Source organism: Oceanobacillus sp. CF4.6, assembly GCF_051262635.1.
GTDB lineage: Bacteria > Bacillota > Bacilli > Bacillales > Amphibacillaceae > Oceanobacillus.
The window spans coordinates 1-21,800 of sequence record NZ_JBIMEX010000017.1 but is presented as its reverse complement, the minus strand read 5'-3'; the positions used below and the strand labels follow the sequence as shown (position 1 = coordinate 21,800).

Below are 21,800 nucleotides of genomic sequence, written 5' to 3'. Positions count from 1 at the left end.
CATTTGTTTACAAATATCTACAATTATAGCATTTATCCCTTTACAGCTGATGGATTTTAATATGGCTGTCAATATACTCAATTATAAAGACTCCAAAAATCTCTTACTCTCATGATTCAGCTCCATGGTATTGGATTGTTCTTTTGTTTTTCTTCTGATTGGGGATGCACTACCATTTGGCTACCCTCTTACATAAATATATTCAATTCCTTCATTATCCAGTTAATTCATATAATCCAGGACAGGTTCATTTTCCTTTTGTTCTCGATATTCAATAGGTGGATCTCCATCACTTAATGGAATATCATCTATAATCAATGTAATTCTATCATTACCCGAAAAAAATTGATTTAGCTGCTTTTCAATGTTCTTGACTTGAGCATGAAGATTCACTGTAATTCCTCCAATTTCTTCTGGATTTTTTCGAGTTTCTCTATTGCTTCTCCATCTTTATATGCTGAAAGTGACGTATTTGCAAGGTATGCAATGGATCTTGCTTTATCGATTGGATTAAGATCATCATTATTCCGCAAAACATTTATTTGTTCACTCATAAGGCTTTTAACATGCTGTGGCTTATTAATTCGTCTTTCTTTCATCATACCCCACCCCCTCTAGTAAAACGCTTGTCCTGCATGGAATAGCGGAAAATTAGCCATACATTATATATGACTAATTCCCATTTACCATTACCTAGTTATTCTATTTCTCCTCGCCATTTCCATAAAATCATTTTGCGACTGACTTTTTTCCTTTTCCTTTTGCTTTTGCTCTTGCGCTTCTACGTACTGATTATAAACTTCTTCTGCTGCTCTATGGCTACGGATGATGATTTGCCGTCAAAATTCATTGATAAAGATGGCTTGATGCACTACAGGAGAGATCATTCAGCCTACTTGTGGAGAAATCTTCTTGAGGAAACAGGTTACTTTAATTTCATTAGTGAGGTGGTTTAATGTTAGTAGCACCACATTATCGCTTCACAAATAAGGAATTAAACATTTGAAACTAAACTAGATACAATTTTAATACTGTTTTCTTATCGCCAGTATTGGTAGGAAACTTTATATATTATCATCTTTATTATCAAATTAGGAAAAATTTGAAAGGGTAGAAAGGGGAAATAAAATATGACATTAAATGATTACCAGGAGCAATTGAAAAAAATTAATGAAAAAGTAAGTGGTTTGCAGCAGGAAAATAAACAGCGAAAAATTAAAGAAGTTAAATATTGATTATGAGAAAGCAGTTTTCAATATGGATGATGCAAAAGCAGACAAGCTGCACAAACAAATTTATGATACAAAGCAGCAGATCAACAGCCGTAATAGAAAAATGGAAATTTTAAAGAGCCAGGATAATCCAAATTTGAAAGATGCTGCATCAGAAACAATTAAGGCGGTTATAAATGAGCGTGATAAGCATCTACAGCAGGTAAATGACATAGAAGGCAAGTTGGCCGAGGTTAAACAGCAGTATTTTGCATTATGTAACCAATTAGAGCAGAATAATCGCAGCTATGAAAGTGTAAGAACAACAGCCCAATATGCTGCAAAGGTTGCGGATTGGGGAGAATTACCGAAACAGGTCAAAATGCAGCTTAACGATTATAGCAAGTTATCCCGGTTATCTGATTTAAAAATATTGAATAATGAAATTACAAATTATGTATTTAAGGGGGGAAATAATGAGTAATTATAAAATGAATGATGACATAAAAAGCGTTTTAAGAATACGCGGGGTGGATGATCGGACTATTAGATTACTTGAGGAAACGCAGCAAGCAGAAATCCAAGCTGTAAAAGCTTAAAATATCCTGGTCTGTCATTTCATCGGTTGTGAAAAAAATCTGTTCTGATTGCTTCTTATTAGGAAAGTAATAATCGTAACTATCCAATGTATCTACAAGGGTTTTTGCTTCGGGATTTGTTTTACCATCTATAATACAATCATCAAGATCAAAGTATGCTGGAAAATGAGGATGGTAAAATGTTGAGCGAAAGGTTGGTTTCGCTTAATATTTTACCCTTAAAAGATGTACGGTTCATAATTTAAACTGTCTATATTACTTCCTTCTACAATCCGTGGATTCTACAATAGAAGTTTATGCTACAATCTCACCCGTTTGTCGATTAAATCATATTTTATAAAATGTATGTAAGTTCTAACTTTGTATCTAGTCCCTTTTAGTAAAGATATAATTATAAATAGTAGTGTTTTTCCCCCTGTGCTAATTGATAGATTGCTTGTTTTCTCGCTCCTTTATTTCTCGATAAAACGCACTCCGACTTACCCTAGTAATCTCACAAATTTCCTTCACTGTTTTATCCCCCTGCTGATACAATTCAATCGCGTGATTCATTCCAGAATGGCTCGTGGTATATTTCTTGAGTCGGCCTTTAAACTTCCCTTTTTTCTTAGCCTGCTCAATCCCTTCTTTCTGCAGCATCTTAATCATTTTACGCTCGTATTGGGATAAACCGGACATCACAGTCACCAGAAATTCCGAAAAGGGGTTGTCCTCTGTCGTATCTAACCACGAGTCCTTTATCGACTTTAATGAAACTTCTCTGTTTTTAATTCATCTACAAGTTGCATTAAGTAAACCACTTTTGGAACATGTAAATGGGATATCGAAAACTCGTTAAAATCAATAAACGCGTTAAGTCCCAGTAGAGTGTACTCTATTGGGACTCGGTTTATAATATTTACTATCTGATTAGTTCAGTCCTAGTGAAATTATATTTAACAAAGATAATCTAGCCATTTTATTCTCTAATACTTACTTATGACACCTTTATGTGAACAAATTTTAAATTATTTATGAATGGCTGAGTAGATTTAGTAACCTATAAATCTATTTTTCACCTGTTTTACTGAATTCTATTAAATCCCCTTCACTGAAATGTCCTTCCACTACTTTATACTACTACTGCCCATGTAACCGTGTCATGACTTAGATTTAATGCTATGTCATACAATTATATAGCAAGCTGAATATTTATTGTGTCTCCCTCTTTGGTCTGTTTAAAGTAATAATTCCCACTTTATTCAAGATTCAAATGTTGCAGTAGATATACCCGCTCTCATCACTTGACCAGGTAGTTTATAGCCTAATAAAGTCTCCATTTGTTTTGCTGCCTTTATTAATTCATCAATATCTGGATCTAAAGGAATGTTCATATAATGTAACATATGAACAACATCTTCAAGGCATACATTGCCAGTTGCACCAGGCGCAAACGGACAACCACCAATCCCGCCAAGGGATGCATCGAAGTGCCTAATCCCGGCATTGTAACCAGAATATAAATTAACTAATCCCATTCCACGTGTATTATGAAGGTGCAAGCTAAATTGTACATCTGGGAATACAGTTTTTAAGTGTATTACAAAATCAGAAACTTGTGTAGGGTTTGCCATCCCAGTGGTATCCGCCAGTGTAAATCGCTTCAATCCCATTGACATTAACTTTTTAATAATTTCAGAAACTTTTCTTACCTCGTATATTCCTTCAAATGGACAACCAAATGTAGTGGCTAAACTTACATTTACTCGTTTATTATTTGAAACAACAAATTTATTTATTTCTGCTATATCTTTCACAGATTGATCTACTGTTTTATTTATATTTTTCTTATTATGAGTTTCACTAATTGAGACAACGACGTTAACTTCATCAACATCTGCTTCCATTGCCAATTCTGCTCCTTTTATATTTGGAATAAGAGTTACAACTTCAACGTTATCACGCTTAATTAGCTCTATAACTTCTTTAGCATCCCGCAACTGAGGAATAGCTTTAGGTGAAACAAAAGATGTAGCTTCTATTCGCTTAACCCCAGAATTAATAATACGATTGATAATTCTTATCTTATCCTCAGTCTTAATCCAGTGTTTCTCCATCTGGAAACCATCTCTTCCAGTAACATCTGTAATAAAAACCCTTCTATTATCCATAAAGACCCTCCCGCTATATACTTCCTCTTTTAAAATATGATGAATCTCTAATCATTATTTACTTTCTCTCGGTAATAAAAAAGTTTCCTGTATTTCACTATAATCCCCCGCTAGACGTCCCAAAGGTCTTAATTTTTCTAAGTTAATTTTATAATTACCAAGATAGTATTCATCTTTTATGTGATATTGTACTACGTTACCTATAATAAGATAATCACTTCCCAACTCTATTATTCTATTAAGTTCAAGTTCGAATGCAATTGGGGCTTCTTTTACCCTAGGTGAGGGGACAACTAAACTTTCAGCAGGCGTCAAGCCAGTAACTTCAAATTCATCTACAGCCTCTTTCGAGTTATTTGAACTTTTTTGCATTTCATTACCTAAGGATGCTGTAACTATATTGATTACAAAATGTTCCTGTGAGCGGATGTTTTTTAGTGTATCTTTAATTGTCCCCTCACGCTCCCCTACACCTGGACCAACAGAAATACAAAGCATAGGGGGCTCTCGAGAGGCCACTGTAAAAAAGCTAAATGGCGCTAAATTTCTCCACCCTCTATTGTTAATCGTTGATACCCACGCGATCGGACGAGGTACGATAGAACCAATCATAAGTTTGTAAGCATTTTTTGAATTTATAGTTCTTGGATCAATATTCATAATTCACTCTCCCATGAGTCGAAATTTTAAAATCCTTATTATCAATAAGCATTTCTTTTTGGTGTGATTGCCATAGCTAGTGACAACAACAAAATAACTCCCATCATAACAACACCGATAAACAGCCAACCAAATGTAAAAGTACCTGTGGAGTCAACAATAAATCCAAATATTGGTGGTCCAACTATCACCCCAAATGAAGCAAGAGTAAGGCTAAATCCACTAGCAATTCCAGCCTGATCACTAGGAACAAGTTCTGTAGCAACATTCATCCAAATACCGTTAAAACCAGAAATACAGAAACCAAAAACAATTATAATTGGTACCATTATCCAAAATGGTGTGTCATGAGGGAGTATTGCAATTACAAATGAAGAAATACCTGATAGAATTGAGATAATGATTAAAACAATAATTCTTTTTCCATGAAAGAAGTTATCGCTGACAATTCCCCAGACAACACGTCCTAATGATCCACTAACTTCTGAAATGACCAACAAAATACCTGACAAAAATAAGCTGATTCCAAGTTGCTTATATGCAAACAATACAATATATGTATTAAGAATTAATTGGCTTCCATTTAATCCCATTGCGCCTAGACTAACAATAATAAGGGGCCTACACTTAAACATTGAGTAAATAGAGGCTAATAAACGGGGCGTGTCCTCTATACTCATAGTTTTTTCTTGTGGGGGGTCATAATAAAATTTATACGCTAAAATTCCCATCATAATTAATAGCAAACAGGCGAAAATAACCACAGGGCGCCACCCCCATATACTTGCTAATGGTAAAAGCAAAAGTGCAGCCAAAGCTGAACCTAACGTGACTCCCATTTGCTTAATCCCCATTGCAGTCCCGCGCTTTTTTTTCGTAAACCAATTAATAATTCCCTTGTTTGACGTAGGATGCATGGCTCCATATCCGACCCCACCAATCATAATCATAATAAGAACAATGAGGTAAACAGAGGTAAGAGTCATTAATATAAAAGATAATCCTAAGCATAAAGAAAGAATTAAAAGTATTTTTTTTGAACCTGTTTTATCAACTAAAAAACCTGCAGGAATAGAAGCTAACGATTGTCCAAGAAAAAGCGCAGCAGGGAGCATTCCAATCTGTGCGTTTGTTAATGATAAATCTTCACCAATAAGCACCCCTAAAGGGGCAAGGCTTCTGCCAACAAAGGCGACAAGCACTTGTGTAACAAGAAGCCAGGTCATCATTTTCCATGATTGAACTTCTGATGATGTCGATGTCAATGTTAGATTAGATTTTCTCATAATTTTCATCTCTTCCAATAATCTCACTGAGATTCGCTTTTGTTTTATGCTAAATTAATTTTTTTAAGTTCCTCTTTCTTTTCAGAAGTAATAGGAGTTAAGTACGAGCCAACAACCGCAATAAAGAAATTTACAAATAATCCTATAACACCGCCGTGAATTCCAATAAATGTGCTATTACCTGTCCAAGTCATGATTCCTGCAATTAATGCTCCAATTAGCATACCCCAGAATACCGGTTTGGCAGCCAATTTTTTCCAATATAATCCAAGTACAAATGCCGGAAATACTTGCACTAAAAGTTCGAATTTTAACACAAATATTTCATATAGCGTTGCTGGAGGATTCCAAGCAATCCAAAGTAATATACCAACGGCTATGATGCCAGCTACTTTGCCTACCATTACCTTTTTGCGCTCCGCTGCATCAGGATTTATGAACTTACCATATACATCATTTGATATAAGCGAAGAAAAACTAAGTAATACGGAATCTGCAGTTGATACAATTGCAGCAACAATTGCGCCGAAAAATAGAATCATTACCCAATAATAAAAACCATTAATTGCAGCAATTTCATTGGCCAACATGCCGACAAGCTGTTCAGAATCAGATTCATTAAGACCTGGAATTAAAGAAATTCCAAGTATACCGATAACAAATACTAGTCCTGTTGTTAACGGCGGCATCCATGCCATTCGTGATAATGAGCGCTTTAATGTACGTTCACTTTCTGAAGAGAATATCCTTTGAACAGCATGCGGATAAATGGCGGCGCCTAATCCTACTAAGAGAATCATACTGAGCCAGTTTACTGATGTCATAAATTCGGGTACACCTACTTTTGCCGGATCTGTTTCAGCAATAGACTGAGTTACCGTTGAAAGGTTTCCACCAACCAAATAGAATCCACCAATCAGAAAAATAACAATACCAATCATTAATACGATTCCCTGCATAACGTCTGTGAACGCAACTGCTTTCATACCACCTAGCCATTCATAAATTAGCATAACAAGTACAAATGCTATAACGGCATACTGATATGGAATTGTTCCCCCCGTTAAACCTGATGCTGCCTGCCCGATTGCAACTAACTGTTCTAGCAAATAATTACCCAATCCCCATAGCATAAGAATTATCGCTAAGATTGTAACCGCTTTCGATTTGAAACGAAAACTTATCCAATCCGTTGGGGTTACGAAGTTTTGCCTTTTGGAAATGACATATAATCGAGGTGCAAACAAAAGGTAGACACCAATAATAATCGTCATAAATGAAATCGATTGCAGCCAGGGAAAACCTGTACGGTATGCTGTCGGAGCATAACCAACAATCGTGTTTCCACTATACTGTGTCGCGTATAATGTAAAAAATAACGCTATAAAACCAAGATTCTTTCCTGCCAAATAATAATTACTTAGGCTATCATGCAAATTCTTATCACCGCGCCCTGATAAATAACCAATTAACAACATAATTAAAGCATAAGTGGCCAAAATAATAACGCCATCAACACCCGAAAATGTTAGATCATTCATTCTTTATCCTCCTTTTTTTCGGCTTCTTCAATGTCTTCAACTATGTTCCATTCTTTGATACACAGCCAGCTTAAATATCCGCATAGAATGAGCGAAAATATTACGATAATGAATGCCCAGTATGGAACTCCCAAAATTAAAGGCTCAATCGTTCCAACAGGTAAATACCATGGAACATTTCCTAGCACGATTAAGACAAGAACAACCCAAATCCACTTTTTACGAATTGGTTCTTTGACAGACTTATCATCCATATGAATACCCCTCCATTAATTTAAAATCAATTTATAATCTTAAGGCATTTTCCGTAAAACATATACCCATCTTTTCAATTGGAACCATTTACTAAACATTTATTTATAACGTATAATAAACCTCATTATTATTTTCATAAACTTCAACTTTTTTTCTTACATTTTATAGTTTCTTCCAAATAACCGGTTGAGTTGTTTAACAGATGATATAACTTAAACACTCCCTTTCAAATGGTAAACCGAAATCTATAGCCGGTATTCCATAGTCAATTTTCGCTAGTGTTCATTCGGTTATCTGCTCACGGTCCATCCAACCACTTGTAGTGTTATAAATTCTTGAATTGATAAGCAGAAAATTATTATATAAATAATATCTGGCTGCCATTCTTCTATAACAACAGAAGTTCCTTCTCCACAATATCTCCCTAACTCTCAATTAGATGATTTGCTTTTCTTTTAAATCTTTCAATTTCCCCTCATCATATTGAAGTAATCCACCATAGACTTCCTTATTGTGCTCACCAACAGACTCGGCTCCTACATGCTTAACTTTTCCAGGTGTTCGGCTAAGCTTTGGAACAACTCCCGGCATTGGAAACTCTCCAAGTTTCGGATGCTCCGTTTTTATAATCATTTCCCTTGCTTTATAATGTGGATCATCTACAATATCCTTCGCTGAATAGATTAATCCAGATGGCACGCCTTTTTCTGACAATAAATCAAGTACTTCCTGAGTATCTTGAGTATTTGTCCATTCCTCTATTAATTGATCCAACTCTGCCTGATTTCCACTTCTCGCGTGGTGTGTATGATATTTCTCATTCTCAAACAATTCAGGTTTGCCCATGGCTTCACAAAGACGTTTAAACACTCCATCCGCATTGGCACCAATAACAATATAAGTATTATCTTTTGTATGATAAATATTAGAAGGCGCTACACCAGGTAAAATGTTTCCCATACGCTCACGAACATAATCAGCAATTAAGTAATCAGGAATAGTACTTTCCATTATAGAAAAAACAGCTTCATATATCGCTGTATCTACTATCTGTCCTTTTCCTGAGTGATTTCTTTCATTAAGTGCAGTTAGAGTTCCGATAGTAGCAAAAAGGGCTGCTAACGTATCTCCGATTGAAATGCCTATTCTTGATGGCGGTCGATCTGGAAATCCTGTAACATATCGAATCCCTCCCATCGCTTCACCAACACTTCCGAATCCTGCACGAGTACTGTACGGCCCTGTTTGTCCATATCCTGATGTTCTAGTCATTATAATGCCCGGATTAATTTCCGACAGAATCTCATAGGACAAATTCCACTTTTCCATTGTCCCAGGACGAAAATTTTCGATAATAACGTCAGACTTTTTCACTAACTCCTTAAATGTGTTTTGACCTTCTTCAACTCTTAAATTTAATGTAATTGATTTCTTGTTTCGTGACTGAATTGGCCACCAAAGCCCAACACCATCTTTTTGTTGACCCCATTGTCTCATTGGGTCAGCTATATCCGGAGCTTCAATTTTTATGATTTCAGCTCCAAAATCACCTAACAATCGACCTGTAAAAGGTCCAGCTAGTAGTGTTCCTAGTTCTAAGACTCGAATTCCTTCTAAAGGCAATTTTTCTTTTTCACCGTTCATTACTTCCCCTCCAACTTTTTAATTTTTATTTCCTAACCCTTTCAAACTTTTACACAAATTTTGATTATCTAAAGTCAGCTAAGTTCCCTAAAAAGGGTTCCAAACAAATTCAATATTCCCTCTGTCAAATTTCGATAAATGATTATGTTTATCTTAGTGAAATCAATTTCAAAATAAAACAAAAGGAGAGCGTTTTCATTTTTTTATAACTACTAATGTGCACTCCTTCCTTCACCAATCTTCTTTTCTAGTTAAGTTTTAATTATCAATTTTTAAAACTTTCTTAAAATTAATAATTGCAATAAAACTAACACATTGTATACAATGTGTCAATATGATTTTAATTATCTTTTTATTTTATTTAGAAATAATTTAATTAAACCTATACCAATCCTAATTACAATTAATATTATCCAATAAATTTTTTTGTGTTTTATTGATGTATATTCATTTATTGTATACAATAAACTCGAGGTGAGTTTATGAATCCATTTGAGTTCATTAGGAATGCAATTATAATAGGTGAATTTGAGCCCGGAAAACGATTAACTGAGGAAGCGTTAGCCGAAACCTTACAAGTTAGTCGTACTCCAATCCGTGAAGCTATCAAGCAACTGGAATCAGACGGGTTAGTAATCCCTTTCAAACGTCGTGGAGTTATTGTTCGGGAGTTTTCAATTAAAGATATTCGTCAGATTTATAATTTAAGAGCCTTACTTGAAAGTCATGGTGCAAGTGAAGCTGCTTTAAACCGTTCAACAGATGAACTTAAAAATATTGAACAAAAAAACATCTTATATGAACATGCAATTGCTAATCATATAAAATCTGATATTTCAAGCGTTAAAAACGTTCAACAGACTAATCAAGAATTTCACGAAGAAATTTTTAAAGCAGCCAAAAACGATCACCTAAAATCACATATTTCAAAAGTTATTGTTGTCCCTCTAATCTTTCGTTCATTCTATTGGTACAACGAACACCAACTTTTACGATCTTTAGAAGTACACAGAACAATCTTAAATGCAATTGAAAACCAAGAACCTGAACGCGCCAAGATAGCAATGAAAGAACATATTTACCAAGGAAGAGATGATGTATTAAAGCAGATGAACAATTCTCATAATTAAGACTTTGAGAGGGGGAGAAAAATGATACAAATTTGTGAAGTCGGTCCACGTGATGGGCTACAAAATGAGAAGATATTATTATCAACAGAACAAAAAGTCCAATTAATTACTCGTCTGATCAACACTGGAATTAAAAAAATTGAGGCTGTTTCATTTGTGAATCCAAAGGTTATTCCACAAATGGCCGATGCTGAAGAAGTGATGAAACTAGTACCTAAAGACAAAGGAGTCACCTACGCAGGTCTTGTATTAAACTATTCAGGTCTTAATAGAGCATTAAAAACAGGGATTGACACCTATCATGTAGTGACAGCAACTAGTGACGAATTTAATTTAAAAAATGCTAAAAAAACTGTTGATCAAAATGTCACAGAGCTTAGTAAGGTTATCGAAGAAAGCGTACAAGCAAAGAAAAATGTAGTTGGAGTTTTAGGTACAGCTTTTGGTTGCCCATTTGCTGGTGATATCTCAACAGATCGTCTTTTAAAAGTTGCAGATTCCTTTGTGAAAGCAGGAGCTTCTGAAATAACATTAGCAGATACAACAGGATTGGCAAATCCTGCCCAAGTAAATTATTTGGTTGCTGAATTCAATAAATACTTTGGTGATAAAATTGAACTTGGTTTACATTTTCACAATACAAGAGGACTAGGATTAGCAAATGTGTTAGCAGGATATCTTGCCGGGGTTCGAACTTTCGATTCTTCAATTGCCGGTTTAGGTGGATGTCCATTTGCTCCAAAAGCTGTTGGAAACGTTTGTACTGAGGACATGGTGAACATGTTTGAGGAGATGAACGTTGATACGAATACTGATTTAAATAAACTAATTGAAACAGCGAAATGGATGGAAAAACAAATGTGTAAGTCTCTCGATGGAATGCTTATAAAGTTATAAGAAATATAGTTAAACACATTGCCAAGAAATAAGTACCTAACCTATTTTATTTAAACAAATTATTTTATTATCGATACTTTTTAAATCTCCATTGTTTTTTATTCTAATACCCTAAATTTTTAAAGTCTTTTGTTGTATAGGAGAGAGTTGTTTTACATTCTATTCTTGTTATATTATGAAACTAAACATCAACTTTAATCGAAAATAAGCCTAAAAAGTAAAGGATGCTTTATATGGCAGACATTATACCATTTAAATCACGAGCTCAACTGCTACAAGAAAAAAAGGACAAAAGTTCAGAATGAAAAAAGAACGAAAGATAACATCCGAGCAATCGTTATAAATGGAGCGGAATTTGATTTCATTATCCGATAAACGAGTAGAGAGCGGTTCTTGTTCATGTATGGATTGTTTCTCTACTTTGTTTTTATTTCCCTTTTTGGATTTCAACGTTTCCTTGACTTAATTTTGGATAGTAACCGATTTTAACGTCCCTTTTTCATCACAGACATCCCTTCTCACCAAAAAAACAATTCTTTATAGCTTGGGTTTATACATGGAAATTTATACCTGCTAGGTAAGCAAAGCTGATTCTTAAATTTGCTTAATCTTATTTTCAATTAGAAGTCAGGATAGTAAAAAAGGCATCTTGATCTTGAAGCCAAATAATTAAACGTCACCTTAGCTTTCATTGTGTTTTTTCTGAAACATTTCTATCTGAATAGACTTTGCTCAAACAAAAAAAGTGAAGTTTAAAGTGTAATTTTAGTCGAGTGATTACGGCCACTAGATTTTACCATCCTTGACATGTTATTTACCAATGTTTGACAAGGAATTTACCACACATTACCATTGTTTTTACCAATCAATTAAAAAGCCCTACAGATTAACACTTTGATAAGCTGTAGGACTTTACTTTTACATTCATTTAATTAGAGTTGTTTTTAGAATAATCGGCAATTATTCTTCTAGAATTTTCATATATTTCCTTCTTAGTCCAACGATATGGAATGCTTTGTTTGACAGTTTTTATCGCTCCGGATCTCTTGTATTTGCCCTTGTCTTGAACTAATCGCTACTACTCCCTTCACGATTCGGACTTGAACCCTATAGAATGTGTGCATGCTTGGCACACAAAAGAGCGCATTTCCCACCTACAGGAAATGCACCATAGCACACCTGCTGATCTTTGGTGCTACTAAATGAATCTATTAAAAATCAATATACTACTTTTTTCGCTTCTCGTATTTTTGTATATGTTTCCGTCAAAATGCCGGTATCTTCAACCAAACGATTGATTCGGAATAGCACTTCCTCATTGGTTAGTTCCTTATGATAGAAATCCTTCTCCTCGATAAATACATATCTCTGAACCACTTGTGCCTTCATATAACTGAGGATTGGTTTTAATTGCTGTTCCACAATTAAATAATGCTTTGAGGAACCTGCTGTCACAAGCATACTGACTACTTTATCTTGAAAGGCATTTTCCGGTATTAAATCAAATATATTCTTCAATGTGGCTGGGATGGACGCCTGAAAAATAGGTGTCCCCATAATAACCGCATCTGCTTCCATAATAAGTTGGGCTATATACTTTGTATCGCCCTCGTATTCCCGGTAGTCACGACCATCACTAAACTGCACATCGTATTCCGCTAAATCAATTAAAGTCGTTTCCGCTTCTGGATATTTTTTAGTGACTGTTTGCATCGTATACTCCATCGCTGTTCTTGTTTTCGAACCAACCCTTGAACCGGATAACCCAACTATCTTCATTCACTTTGCCCCCCTCATTTTTGTATCTTTCTTTATAGCCTAGTCAAAATTCTTATACCCACCGAGTAGTAATAACTTTTTTACGTGTATAGAAATTTAGACCGTCTTTTCCGTTCGCATGTAAATCACCATAAAAGGAATCCTTCCAGCCAGAAAATGGAAAGAACGCCATTGGAGCTGGTACACCAATGTTCACACCAAGCATTCCAGCATCAATGGTTTCTCGGAATTGGCGTACACTACCTCCATCATTAGTAAAAATACATGCTCCATTAGCGAAAGGTGATTTATTTGTTAAGGTAATCGCTCCATCCAAGTCTTTTACTCTAACAATAGATAAAATAGGGGCAAAAATCTCATCCTGCCAAATTTTCATTTCACTACTCACCTGATCAAAAATCGTCGGTCCGACAAAATAGCCTTCCCTTTTGGCATTTTCATCTTTTCGTCCATCCCGTACTAACTTGGCTCCTTCTTTTTCTCCTGTTTCAATATAATCGAGGGTCCTTTGTTTATGGCTCTCACGAATAACAGGACCGAGAAAGACACCTTCATCCAACCCGTTACCAATTTTTATTTCATCGGCTTTTTTATGTAGCAAGGAGATGAATTCATCTGCGACCGAATCCTCCACCGCAACGACCGACGCGGCCATGCAACGTTCCCCCGCCGAACCAAATGCAGCATTCAGAATTTGCGTTGCTGCATTTTCCATATTAGCATCTTGTAATACAATCGAATGATTTTTTGCCCCGGCAAGTGCCTGTACCCGCTTCAGATTGGCTGCTCCCCGTTTATATACATATTCAGCAACCGGCTGGGAGCCAACAAAGGAGATAGCGGCGACATCTTGATGATCTAATAAACCATTTACCACATCATGTGCCCCGTGCACAATGTTAAATACCCCTTTTGGCAATCCTGCTTCCTCCAGTAATTCAGCCAATCGATTCGCCAACAAAGGCGTGCGCTCCGATGGTTTCAGTATAAATGTATTCCCAGTTACAATGGCCATTGGAAACATCCAAGCTGGGACCATCATTGGAAAATTAAATGGTGTAATTCCGCCAACAACGCCGATTGGATAGCGATAAACGCCGGATTCCAGCCCCTCTGCAATGGACGGAAGCTGTTCCCCCATCATCAAAGAAGGTGCTCCTGCAGCAAATTCAACGTTTTCAATTCCACGCTGTACTTCACCCTTTGCTTCTTTAAAGCTTTTTCCATTTTCAATGGTAATAATTTCTGCCAGCTCATCCCAGTGGTCAACAAGCAATTGCTGGTACTTAAATAAAATACGCGCCCGTTTCGGAACAGGAACTTCCTTCCATTCCTGAAATACGGCAACAGCTGTTACCACTGCATGATCCACATCCTTTTGTGTGGATATAGGTACATGTGCAATCACTTCTCCAGTTGCTGGATTAATAACTTCCTCTGACTTATCCGATTTTGCTTCGATCCACTCTCCACCTATATAATTCTTCAGTGTTTCTACTTTTGTTTTCGTCATTATATAACCTCCAACATTATTTCCTTTTCTACCATTCTATTTCAACTTCTTCATACTTCGCCCTCTACTTTCCAAAATACCATTTCCAAAGTGAGAAACCGACGATAAGGAGACTAATAATACATCCATACAGCCATACGGAAAGCATCGGGTTAACAAACATCAAAACATCCTCTCCCTAATTTACTTGTGTATGATTTTCTTCTTCAATTGCTTTAGGATCTTTCAGTACCCGTGCAAAAATTACAATAGTTGCAATACCAATAAAGGTCGCCACTGCCCCTGCTGACATCGTACTAGGCACAATCCCACCAAAGTAGATGATAAGATAGGAGAGCAAACCGACAGTCATTGACAGTTCTGCTGCTCTTGCAGGAGCTTTCTTCTTACTATAAACAGCATATAATATGGGACCCATTGTTCCTGCGGCAACACCGGAAATCCCAATCCACATGACGTCGCCCATATAGACAGGCGGCTGTAACACGATTAAGAATGCTGCTAATCCCACCAAAGGAACTGCCAGACGACTGATCATCAAGGCAAGTTTCTCTGCCTTTTCATCACTGACCTTGATAATACCTCGTTTGACAAGATATTTTAGGAATATATCATTGGCAAATACAGTAGAAATAGAAACGAAAATTCCATCGGTTGTTGACATCGCCGCAGCAAGAATCACCACACCAATGATTGCTACAAGTATCGCAGGAAAAGCCCAAACTGCATATTCCATTAATGCTAGATCAGCTGTTGCCACCGTATCACCAAGTGCCATTCTGCTATATAACCCTCCGAAAAGGACAAGTAGACAGAAAGAAGCGGTGACAACATAGGTCGCAATCATTTTTCCAAGATCCTTTTCACTTTTTAGACCAAGCACTTTGTTGAACAAATGTGGTGCGGATGCAAAGGCCCACTGAATAACAATGGCACCAGATATCGCACCGACAGAGTAAAAATGGGCCGAATCGGGATTAAAAACCTTTACTAAATTCACATCTTGTGCGCTAATATCATCAACAATGCCAGTAAATGTGGCAGTAATACCGCCCTCCCAGAAAATGACAATCCCAGAAATAAATATAGCAAGACCAGCGATACCCATCATGACTGCCTGGACTGCATCTGTATAGATATCGGCAAAGGCACCACCTGCAAATACATATAGAACAACAATGGCAGTTATAAATATCAATCCAGTTGTGTAGGACATTCCTAGCAAGTATTCAAAAATTCGCGCCCCTGCTACAAACTGTGCCGCTATATAAAAAATATTGAAAAGCAAAATCAGCCCTGTCCCCACTCTTAAAATATCACTATTGTAATAATCGCCGAGCCAGTCTGGTAGAGAAAGTGACTTTTGCTCCGTATTCAGTTTCCTCACCTTTTTGGCTACCATCAACACCCCTATTGGTCCACCGCAAATCATTGCTAAAAACAGCCAAAGATTGGATAGCCCCCAGGTATGGGTCCAGCCTGGATAACCAAGAAAAGTTGCAGCACTTAAGTAGGTTGCGGCAAAGGACAGACCAAGTACATATGGTCCCAACTTGCCACCACCAGTAGCAAAATCACTGACGCTTTTCGTTTTTCTGGCGCTTACGAAACCAATGACGAGCATAACAATAAGAAATAGTGAAAAGCCAATCCATGTATAAAGCGTAATTGTACTCATATCTAACCTCCTCACATATACACTTTTTTATTTATTCGTAAAGGGGGGAATTCACCCCCTCCATTCCATTACTTTGCCTGTAAGCTACCAATCTTTTTTGCAGGATGATTATCAGGCAAATGCACATGACCTTTGCCAAACATATTCTCCCTTAATGTCTTTCCTTCATATTCCGTCCGGTAAATGCCGCGTTTCTGCAGTTCAGGTACGACGAAGTCAACAAATTCCCGAAACGTATCCGGTGAGTAGGTCTGTGCGATATTGAAGCCATCGACGTCCCCTTCCACAGCCCATTCCTCGATTCGATCCGCAATTTGTTCCGGTGTCCCAATAAACTTCACGGTTCCATTACCAAGACCATGATTTTTAATGGCTTCTCGCAATGTCCACTTCTTATTCGGGTCTTTCGTATACATATCCAAATTTCCCTGAACCGCTTCTGTCTCGATATCTTCAATATACTGATCCGGGTCATATTGGGAAAAATCAATTCCCGTGTGTCCAGAAAGAAGCGCTGCTGTTCCTTCATAGCTTACATAGCTAGTCAATGCTTCATAGTTCGCATACGCTTCTTCTTCCGTTGATCCAATAATTGGTAGAATCATAGGAAAAATGAGTATATCATCCTTGTTTCTACCCTGTTCCTCTGTCCGCTTACGGATGTCTGCAACATAGGCTCTTAATGCAACCAGCGAATGATTTTTAGTAAAGACAGCCTCGGCATGTTTAGCTGCAAAATCTCGTCCTTTTGGTGAAGCCCCTGCCTGGAACAGAACCGGTGTCCGTTGGGGCGACGGCTCGACTAAATGCGGCCCCGGCACACTGAAAAATTCACCTTCATGGTTAATCGACCGAACCTTCTCAGGCTGTGCAAATGTATCATTTTCTCTATCATACACAACGGCATCATCATCCCAGCTGTGTTCCCAAAGTTTATAAACGACATTGAGAAATTCATCGGCACGGTCATAGCGTAGTTCCTTAGGAAGACGTTCGGTAAATCCAAGATTGACTGCTTCGCTTTCTAGATAAGATGTCACCACATTCCAGGCGACCCTTCCTTCCGTTAGATGATCGAGCGTTGATAATTGCCGTGCAAGTGCATATGGTTGTGCATATGTAGTGGAAATCGTTGGCGCAAAGCCAAGGTTTTCAGTTACAGCGGCCATCGCAGAGATTGGAATCAGCGGATCATGTGCTGGAAGCTGAACAGCATGCTGTGCAGCTGCTTCATGACTATTTCCATATACACTGTACGTTCCAAGGACATCTGCGATAAACATGGCATCAAATTTCCCGCGTTCCAAAATTTTTGCTGTTTCTGTCCAATAAGACAAGCGGTTATGATTTGTTCCCTGATCTTTTTCATGTTTCCACAACCCTGTTGAGTGTGGAGAAGGTGAATTTTGGATAAATCCATTCAAATGAATTTGTTTTGCCATTGGTTAGAACCCCTTTTCCATGGTTTTAATTGGTAATTGCTGATGACTTATACCTCATCGAATGCATTTAACGCGTTCACACTATGAGCAATGGCTGATCCCGCTTTTAAAGCTACGGCCACAAAAATAGCTTCTGATATTTCCTCTAGACTCGCGCCATTTTTTTTGGCATTTTTCGTATGCAAGTCAATGCAATAAGGACAGCCTGTTGTATGTGCAGATGCCACCGCAATTAATTCTTTTTCCTTTACTGTTAGCTTTCCTGCCTTGACGGCTTGTTGATCAAAAGCAGCAAAGGCTTTGAATGTATCGCCATTAAGATCAGCAAATTCCTTCAGTCTGTTAAAATAGGATGCTTTATATAGCTCATCATCGCCTTCCCCATCAAATGCATTTAGAGCGTTCACACCGTGCGCTGCTGCTGAACCTGCCTTTAATGCCGTTGCCACAAAAATAGCCTCCGAAACTTCCTCTTTGTCTGCATCATTTTTCTTCGCATTTCCCACATGCAACTCAATGCAGTACGGGCATCCGGTAATGTGTGCCACCGCAACTGCAATCAATTCCTTCGTTTTCACGGACAAATTTCCCTCGGACAATGCCTTGTCATTAAATGCAAAGAAGGTTTCAAATGCTTCCGGTGCATATTCCTTTAATTCTGTGATCCTGCTAAAATACGATTTTTTATATAAGCTATCTGTTTTTGTCAATGTAATCTCTCCTCACAAGTTTTTAAATATTGTTAAAAATGCAATGTAATAGGTAACTCACTACTATTGGTTTGACTCACCCCCTTTAAAAATAAATACATTTAACCTATAAAATTACTTGGTTTTAGGCATGCTTTGTACCAAAGAATCTCTCCTTTGCCTTTTAGATCTTTAATTCTTTCCATTAGGTAATTTTATTTGTCTTACACTTCATATAAGGGCTTCTTCTGATATTTTGAGTTTTAGAGCGGTGTCCATTCATGGGCTCATAATCAGTAGGTTTAAGCACAAACAACGTAAGAAACTTCCACTCTTTTTGTATAGATGTTCTTTGTGTCTTCCCATAGTTTTACTACAAATATACATGGGCTTTTCATATATCCATCAATGATCATGATAATAAAACTTAGAATTAAGCCATAGACACCCAGCTGTGGCATGTTATAAGGCACCTAACTTTTTAATTTTTGATCACTGTCTTTCTAAGTAGAACTTAGGTGTTTTTCCTGGTATTAATTATCTCCTGATTAAAATCTGCTTTATTTATGTAGATCTAACCCTCTATCATTCTAAAAACGAATATACATGATAAAAACGTTTAATATTAATTTTCTGAATCAAATGCATTTAAAGCATTAACACTGTGAGCCAATGCTGAACCTGCTTTTAAATCTGTTGCGACCATAATAGATTCTGAAACCTCTTGTTTAGTTGCATTCGCATGCTTTGCCCTTTTGTATGAACGTCAATACAATATGGGCATCCTGTTGTGTGAACAATCGCAATAGCGATTAATTCCCTTTCTTTAACGCTTAATGCTCCTTCTTTCATTGATTTTTGATCAAAATCAACAAATGAGCTAAAAATATCCCCATTAAGTTTTGAGAATTCGTTTAATCTGCTAAAGTAAGAGGCTTTGTATAAATCTTCGTCCCCATTTCCATCATAAGCGTTTAAAGCATTTACACCATGAGCTAGTGCTGAGCCAGCTTTTAATGCAGTGGCAACTAAAATCGCTTCTGACATTTCTTCCTTAGAAATATCTTGTGATTTTCCGTATTTTACATGAACCTCGATGCAGTATGGACATCCTATTGTATGAACTATGGCAATGGCGATTAATTCTTTTAACTTTTTTGTTAATTTCCCTTCTGATAACGCAAGTTTGTCAAATTGTGCAAAGGCTTTGAATACTTCTGGTGCTAGGTCGCTTAATTCTCCAAGGCGATTGAAATAAGACTTATTATATAATCCATCATAACTCATCATTAATTCTTCCTAATATATATCTTAGTTGATGAAATTCTCTTTATTTTTCGCTATTTGTAATAAAATGCAATTTAGTAACTGTGGTAACCATATATACTTACTAAGGGTCGGCTCTATTTTCAGTTCATCAAAGAACCGACATTAAAATCATACTAAGCTAGGGCTTGTTATATTTAACAAAATATTAATAAAGTCTATTATCTAAAGTAATAATACCTATTGTGCTTTTACAATTGCTTGATCTAAATCAGCAATAATATCTTCTACTGCTTCTAGGCCAATAGATAAGCGAATGAGCTCTTCAAATACGCCTGCAACTTTTAACTCTTCAGCAGATAATTGTTGATGGGTTGTAGAAGCTGGATGGATAATTAACGATCTTGCATCCCCTACGTTTGCTACATGTGAGAATAACTCTACGCTATCAATTAAGCGACTACCTGTTTCACGACCACCCTTAATGCCAAATGTCAAGATAGAGCCGTAGCCATTTTTTAAGTATTTGTTGGCAAGTTTATGTGTTGGGAAGTTTTCAAAAGCATTGTAGTTTACATACTCCACCGATGGGTGATTTTGTAAATATTCAGCCACTTTCAGTGCATTATCGTTTTGTTTGGCAACACGCAAATGAAGCGTTTCTAAACCTTGTAGGAAATTAAATGCTGCATCCGCACTTAATGTTGGACCGAAATCACGTAATAATTGAACACGCAGTTTTGTGGCAAATGCAGCCGCAGCTGTGTCAATTCCATAACGTAAACCATGGTAGGATTCATCTGGTTCTGTAAAGCCGGGGAAACGGCCTTGTGTCCAGTCAAATTTACCCGCATCAACAACTACCCCACCAATTGTTGTACCATGTCCGCCAATCCATTTTGTTGCTGAATGTACGATTACATCTGCTCCAAAGTCAACTGGATTTGAACCATATGGTGATGGAAAAGTATTATCGATAATTAACGGTAAGCCATACTCATGTGCAATATTTGCTACTGCTTCAATATCTAAAATATTTAAACTTGGGTTACCAACTGTTTCTGCAAAAATTGCTTTTGTTTTTTCCGTAATTGCTGAACGGAAGTTTTCTGGATTTGTTTCATCCACGAATGTTGTTTTAATACCATAATTAGGTAGTGTATTAGCAAATAAATTATATGTGCCGCCGTAAAGTGAGCCAGCTGCAACGATTTCATCACCTGTTCTAGTAATGTTTAAAATAGAAAATGCGATTGCAGCCATCCCTGATGAAAGTGCTACTGCAGCAGTTCCTTTTTCTAATAATGCTACACGTTTTTCAAATACGTCCACTGTTGGATTCATAATACGTGAATAAATATTACCTGGTTCCTGTAATGCGAAAAGACGTTGCGCACGAGCAGTATCTTGGAAATCATAAGACGTTGTACGGTAAATCGGTACAGCGATTGCTCCTGTTACAGGATCAGGCTGTTGTCCACCATGTAGTAATAGAGTTTCTGGTTTAAAATTTGTCATTGAATAATTCCTCCTAGTTAGACAAGTTAATAATTAGATATTATTAAGACGTTTATAAATTATTTAATAATTCAACGTAGGTAAGCATAACATTTGAAAATTCTTATAGTGTAATACTTAAAATCTATCATTTAATATAGCTTTAAACTATAGCAAGTTTTCCCTCCCATAAAATAATCCTAAAATCAACCACAAAAAATAGGGTGAACTTTTAAAAATATGAGATGAAACTTAAAACTCTGCTTCTTTTATAAAAATGGCCCAGTTGTGCACTAGGATTTTGATAAAACTATTTCATACAGATAGGTAAGGGTTTGAGGTTATCGCTCCCTTTTCCCCTGTTCACACCGTACGTGAAGCTTTCACCTCATACGGCGTTCCAACTAATCCAATTCAGTATAACCATCAACACATCTGATATCGTAGTACCTTTCTTGTCTCAATTCTTCCGTTTCAATAAGTCATTAATAAGTCGGTGCCTTCCTTGGGAGGTAAACCTCTATTAGTCTCACGAGAACCTTATTAACCGATAAAGATTTGCC

The 21,800-nt window shown here is 36.8% G+C and carries 20 protein-coding genes; 4 read left to right on the top strand and 16 right to left on the bottom strand.

What is annotated here, in order from left to right:
- Positions 1-222: 222 nt before the first annotated feature.
- Positions 223-393: a hypothetical protein gene (locus ACHABU_RS19230; protein WP_435766577.1), complete on the bottom strand. Its 171-nt coding sequence runs from the start codon at positions 391-393 to the stop codon at positions 223-225.
- Positions 390-602, bottom strand: coding sequence for a hypothetical protein (locus tag ACHABU_RS19225; protein ID WP_435766576.1), 213 nt, complete (start codon positions 600-602; stop codon positions 390-392). Before ACHABU_RS19225 ends, ACHABU_RS19230 begins: the two co-directional genes overlap by 4 nt.
- A gap of 655 nt (positions 603-1,257) precedes the next feature.
- Here ACHABU_RS19225 and ACHABU_RS19220 point away from each other — a divergent pair.
- The gene (locus ACHABU_RS19220; protein ID WP_435766575.1) at positions 1,258-1,695 is read left to right on the top strand and encodes a hypothetical protein; all 438 of its coding nucleotides are present in this window, start codon (positions 1,258-1,260) and stop codon (positions 1,693-1,695) included.
- A complete protein-coding gene (locus tag ACHABU_RS19215; protein WP_435766574.1) occupies positions 1,688-1,810 on the top strand; it encodes a hypothetical protein in 123 nt (40 codons plus the stop codon). Before ACHABU_RS19220 ends, ACHABU_RS19215 begins: the two co-directional genes overlap by 8 nt.
- Positions 1,811-2,230: 420 nt before the next feature.
- Here the strand turns inward: ACHABU_RS19215 and ACHABU_RS19210 are convergent, their stop codons facing one another.
- The 7 genes from ACHABU_RS19210 to ACHABU_RS19180 form a co-directional block, all read right to left on the bottom strand.
- Entirely contained in the window at positions 2,231-2,581 is a 351-nt protein-coding gene (locus ACHABU_RS19210; protein WP_435766633.1) for a recombinase family protein, read from the bottom strand.
- A gap of 470 nt (positions 2,582-3,051) precedes the next feature.
- Positions 3,052-3,960 (bottom strand): hydroxymethylglutaryl-CoA lyase, encoded by a 909-nt coding sequence (locus ACHABU_RS19205; protein WP_435766573.1) that lies wholly within the window; start codon positions 3,958-3,960, stop codon positions 3,052-3,054.
- Between the two features lie 54 nt (positions 3,961-4,014).
- Positions 4,015-4,620: a flavin reductase family protein gene (locus ACHABU_RS19200; RefSeq protein WP_435766572.1), complete on the bottom strand. Its 606-nt coding sequence runs from the start codon at positions 4,618-4,620 to the stop codon at positions 4,015-4,017.
- Positions 4,621-4,661: 41 nt separating this feature from the next.
- Positions 4,662-5,906 carry an MFS transporter gene (locus tag ACHABU_RS19195; RefSeq protein ID WP_435766571.1) on the bottom strand — a complete coding sequence of 415 codons (1,245 nt, stop codon included), beginning with the start codon at positions 5,904-5,906 and terminating at the stop codon, positions 4,662-4,664.
- 44 nt (positions 5,907-5,950) lie between these two features.
- Positions 5,951-7,447 carry a sodium:solute symporter family protein gene (locus ACHABU_RS19190; RefSeq protein ID WP_435766570.1) on the bottom strand — a complete coding sequence of 499 codons (1,497 nt, stop codon included), beginning with the start codon at positions 7,445-7,447 and terminating at the stop codon, positions 5,951-5,953.
- On the bottom strand, positions 7,444-7,701 hold the full coding sequence (locus ACHABU_RS19185; RefSeq protein ID WP_435766569.1) for a hypothetical protein: 258 nt from the start codon (positions 7,699-7,701) through the stop codon (positions 7,444-7,446). The genes ACHABU_RS19190 and ACHABU_RS19185 overlap by 4 nt, the downstream gene beginning before the upstream one ends.
- Positions 7,702-8,137: 436 nt before the next feature.
- Positions 8,138-9,346, bottom strand: coding sequence for a CaiB/BaiF CoA transferase family protein (locus ACHABU_RS19180; protein WP_435766568.1), 1,209 nt, complete (start codon positions 9,344-9,346; stop codon positions 8,138-8,140).
- A gap of 482 nt (positions 9,347-9,828) precedes the next feature.
- Here ACHABU_RS19180 and ACHABU_RS19175 point away from each other — a divergent pair, with 482 nt between their 5' ends.
- Together ACHABU_RS19175 and ACHABU_RS19170 are read left to right on the top strand one after the other, a co-directional pair.
- Positions 9,829-10,476, top strand: a complete 648-nt coding sequence (locus tag ACHABU_RS19175; RefSeq protein ID WP_435766567.1) for a GntR family transcriptional regulator — start codon at positions 9,829-9,831, stop codon at positions 10,474-10,476.
- A 21-nt stretch (positions 10,477-10,497) separates the two neighbouring features.
- Complete coding sequence (locus tag ACHABU_RS19170; RefSeq protein ID WP_435766566.1) at positions 10,498-11,373, top strand: hydroxymethylglutaryl-CoA lyase; 876 nt, start codon at positions 10,498-10,500, stop codon at positions 11,371-11,373.
- Between the two features lie 1,218 nt (positions 11,374-12,591).
- Here the strand turns inward: ACHABU_RS19170 and ACHABU_RS19165 are convergent.
- The 7 genes from ACHABU_RS19165 to ACHABU_RS19135 all read right to left on the bottom strand — a co-directional run bounded on the left by ACHABU_RS19165 (position 12,592) and on the right by ACHABU_RS19135 (position 21,258).
- Positions 12,592-13,152 (bottom strand): NADPH-dependent FMN reductase, encoded by a 561-nt coding sequence (locus ACHABU_RS19165; RefSeq protein ID WP_435766565.1) that lies wholly within the window; start codon positions 13,150-13,152, stop codon positions 12,592-12,594.
- Between the two features lie 52 nt (positions 13,153-13,204).
- Positions 13,205-14,665 carry a CoA-acylating methylmalonate-semialdehyde dehydrogenase gene (locus tag ACHABU_RS19160; protein WP_435766564.1) on the bottom strand — a complete coding sequence of 487 codons (1,461 nt, stop codon included), beginning with the start codon at positions 14,663-14,665 and terminating at the stop codon, positions 13,205-13,207.
- Between the two features lie 178 nt (positions 14,666-14,843).
- Complete coding sequence (locus tag ACHABU_RS19155; RefSeq protein ID WP_435766563.1) at positions 14,844-16,343, bottom strand: sodium:solute symporter family protein; 1,500 nt, start codon at positions 16,341-16,343, stop codon at positions 14,844-14,846.
- A gap of 68 nt (positions 16,344-16,411) precedes the next feature.
- Complete coding sequence (locus ACHABU_RS19150) at positions 16,412-17,785, bottom strand: LLM class flavin-dependent oxidoreductase (protein ID WP_435766562.1); 1,374 nt, start codon at positions 17,783-17,785, stop codon at positions 16,412-16,414.
- Between the two features lie 47 nt (positions 17,786-17,832).
- A complete protein-coding gene (locus tag ACHABU_RS19145) occupies positions 17,833-18,501 on the bottom strand; it encodes a carboxymuconolactone decarboxylase family protein (protein ID WP_435766632.1) in 669 nt (222 codons plus the stop codon).
- A gap of 660 nt (positions 18,502-19,161) precedes the next feature.
- The gene (locus ACHABU_RS19140; RefSeq protein ID WP_435766561.1) at positions 19,162-19,761 is read right to left on the bottom strand and encodes a carboxymuconolactone decarboxylase family protein; all 600 of its coding nucleotides are present in this window, start codon (positions 19,759-19,761) and stop codon (positions 19,162-19,164) included.
- A gap of 219 nt (positions 19,762-19,980) precedes the next feature.
- On the bottom strand, positions 19,981-21,258 hold the full coding sequence (locus ACHABU_RS19135) for an O-acetylhomoserine aminocarboxypropyltransferase/cysteine synthase family protein (protein ID WP_435766560.1): 1,278 nt from the start codon (positions 21,256-21,258) through the stop codon (positions 19,981-19,983).
- Positions 21,259-21,800: the final 542 nt, after the last annotated feature.

Bases quoted from the DNA above. Each gene is read 5' to 3' on its own strand.
- ACHABU_RS19225 (WP_435766576.1), bottom strand. From the start codon at position 602: ATGATGAAAGAAAGACGAATTAATAAGCCACAGCATGTTAAAAGCCTT.
- ACHABU_RS19220 (WP_435766575.1), top strand. From the start codon at position 1,258: ATGGATGATGCAAAAGCAGACAAGCTGCACAAACAAATTTATGATACA.
- ACHABU_RS19215 (WP_435766574.1), top strand. From the start codon at position 1,688: ATGAGTAATTATAAAATGAATGATGACATAAAAAGCGTTTTAAGAATA.
- ACHABU_RS19205 (WP_435766573.1), bottom strand. From the start codon at position 3,960: ATGGATAATAGAAGGGTTTTTATTACAGATGTTACTGGAAGAGATGGT.
- ACHABU_RS19200 (WP_435766572.1), bottom strand. From the start codon at position 4,620: ATGAATATTGATCCAAGAACTATAAATTCAAAAAATGCTTACAAACTT.
- ACHABU_RS19195 (WP_435766571.1), bottom strand. From the start codon at position 5,906: ATGAGAAAATCTAATCTAACATTGACATCGACATCATCAGAAGTTCAA.
- ACHABU_RS19190 (WP_435766570.1), bottom strand. From the start codon at position 7,447: ATGAATGATCTAACATTTTCGGGTGTTGATGGCGTTATTATTTTGGCC.
- ACHABU_RS19185 (WP_435766569.1), bottom strand. From the start codon at position 7,701: ATGGATGATAAGTCTGTCAAAGAACCAATTCGTAAAAAGTGGATTTGG.
- ACHABU_RS19180 (WP_435766568.1), bottom strand. From the start codon at position 9,346: ATGAACGGTGAAAAAGAAAAATTGCCTTTAGAAGGAATTCGAGTCTTA.
- ACHABU_RS19175 (WP_435766567.1), top strand. From the start codon at position 9,829: ATGAATCCATTTGAGTTCATTAGGAATGCAATTATAATAGGTGAATTT.
- ACHABU_RS19170 (WP_435766566.1), top strand. From the start codon at position 10,498: ATGATACAAATTTGTGAAGTCGGTCCACGTGATGGGCTACAAAATGAG.
- ACHABU_RS19165 (WP_435766565.1), bottom strand. From the start codon at position 13,152: ATGAAGATAGTTGGGTTATCCGGTTCAAGGGTTGGTTCGAAAACAAGA.
- ACHABU_RS19160 (WP_435766564.1), bottom strand. From the start codon at position 14,665: ATGACGAAAACAAAAGTAGAAACACTGAAGAATTATATAGGTGGAGAG.
- ACHABU_RS19155 (WP_435766563.1), bottom strand. From the start codon at position 16,343: ATGAGTACAATTACGCTTTATACATGGATTGGCTTTTCACTATTTCTT.
- ACHABU_RS19150 (WP_435766562.1), bottom strand. From the start codon at position 17,785: ATGGCAAAACAAATTCATTTGAATGGATTTATCCAAAATTCACCTTCT.
- ACHABU_RS19140 (WP_435766561.1), bottom strand. From the start codon at position 19,761: ATGAGTTATGATGGATTATATAATAAGTCTTATTTCAATCGCCTTGGA.
- ACHABU_RS19135 (WP_435766560.1), bottom strand. From the start codon at position 21,258: ATGACAAATTTTAAACCAGAAACTCTATTACTACATGGTGGACAACAG.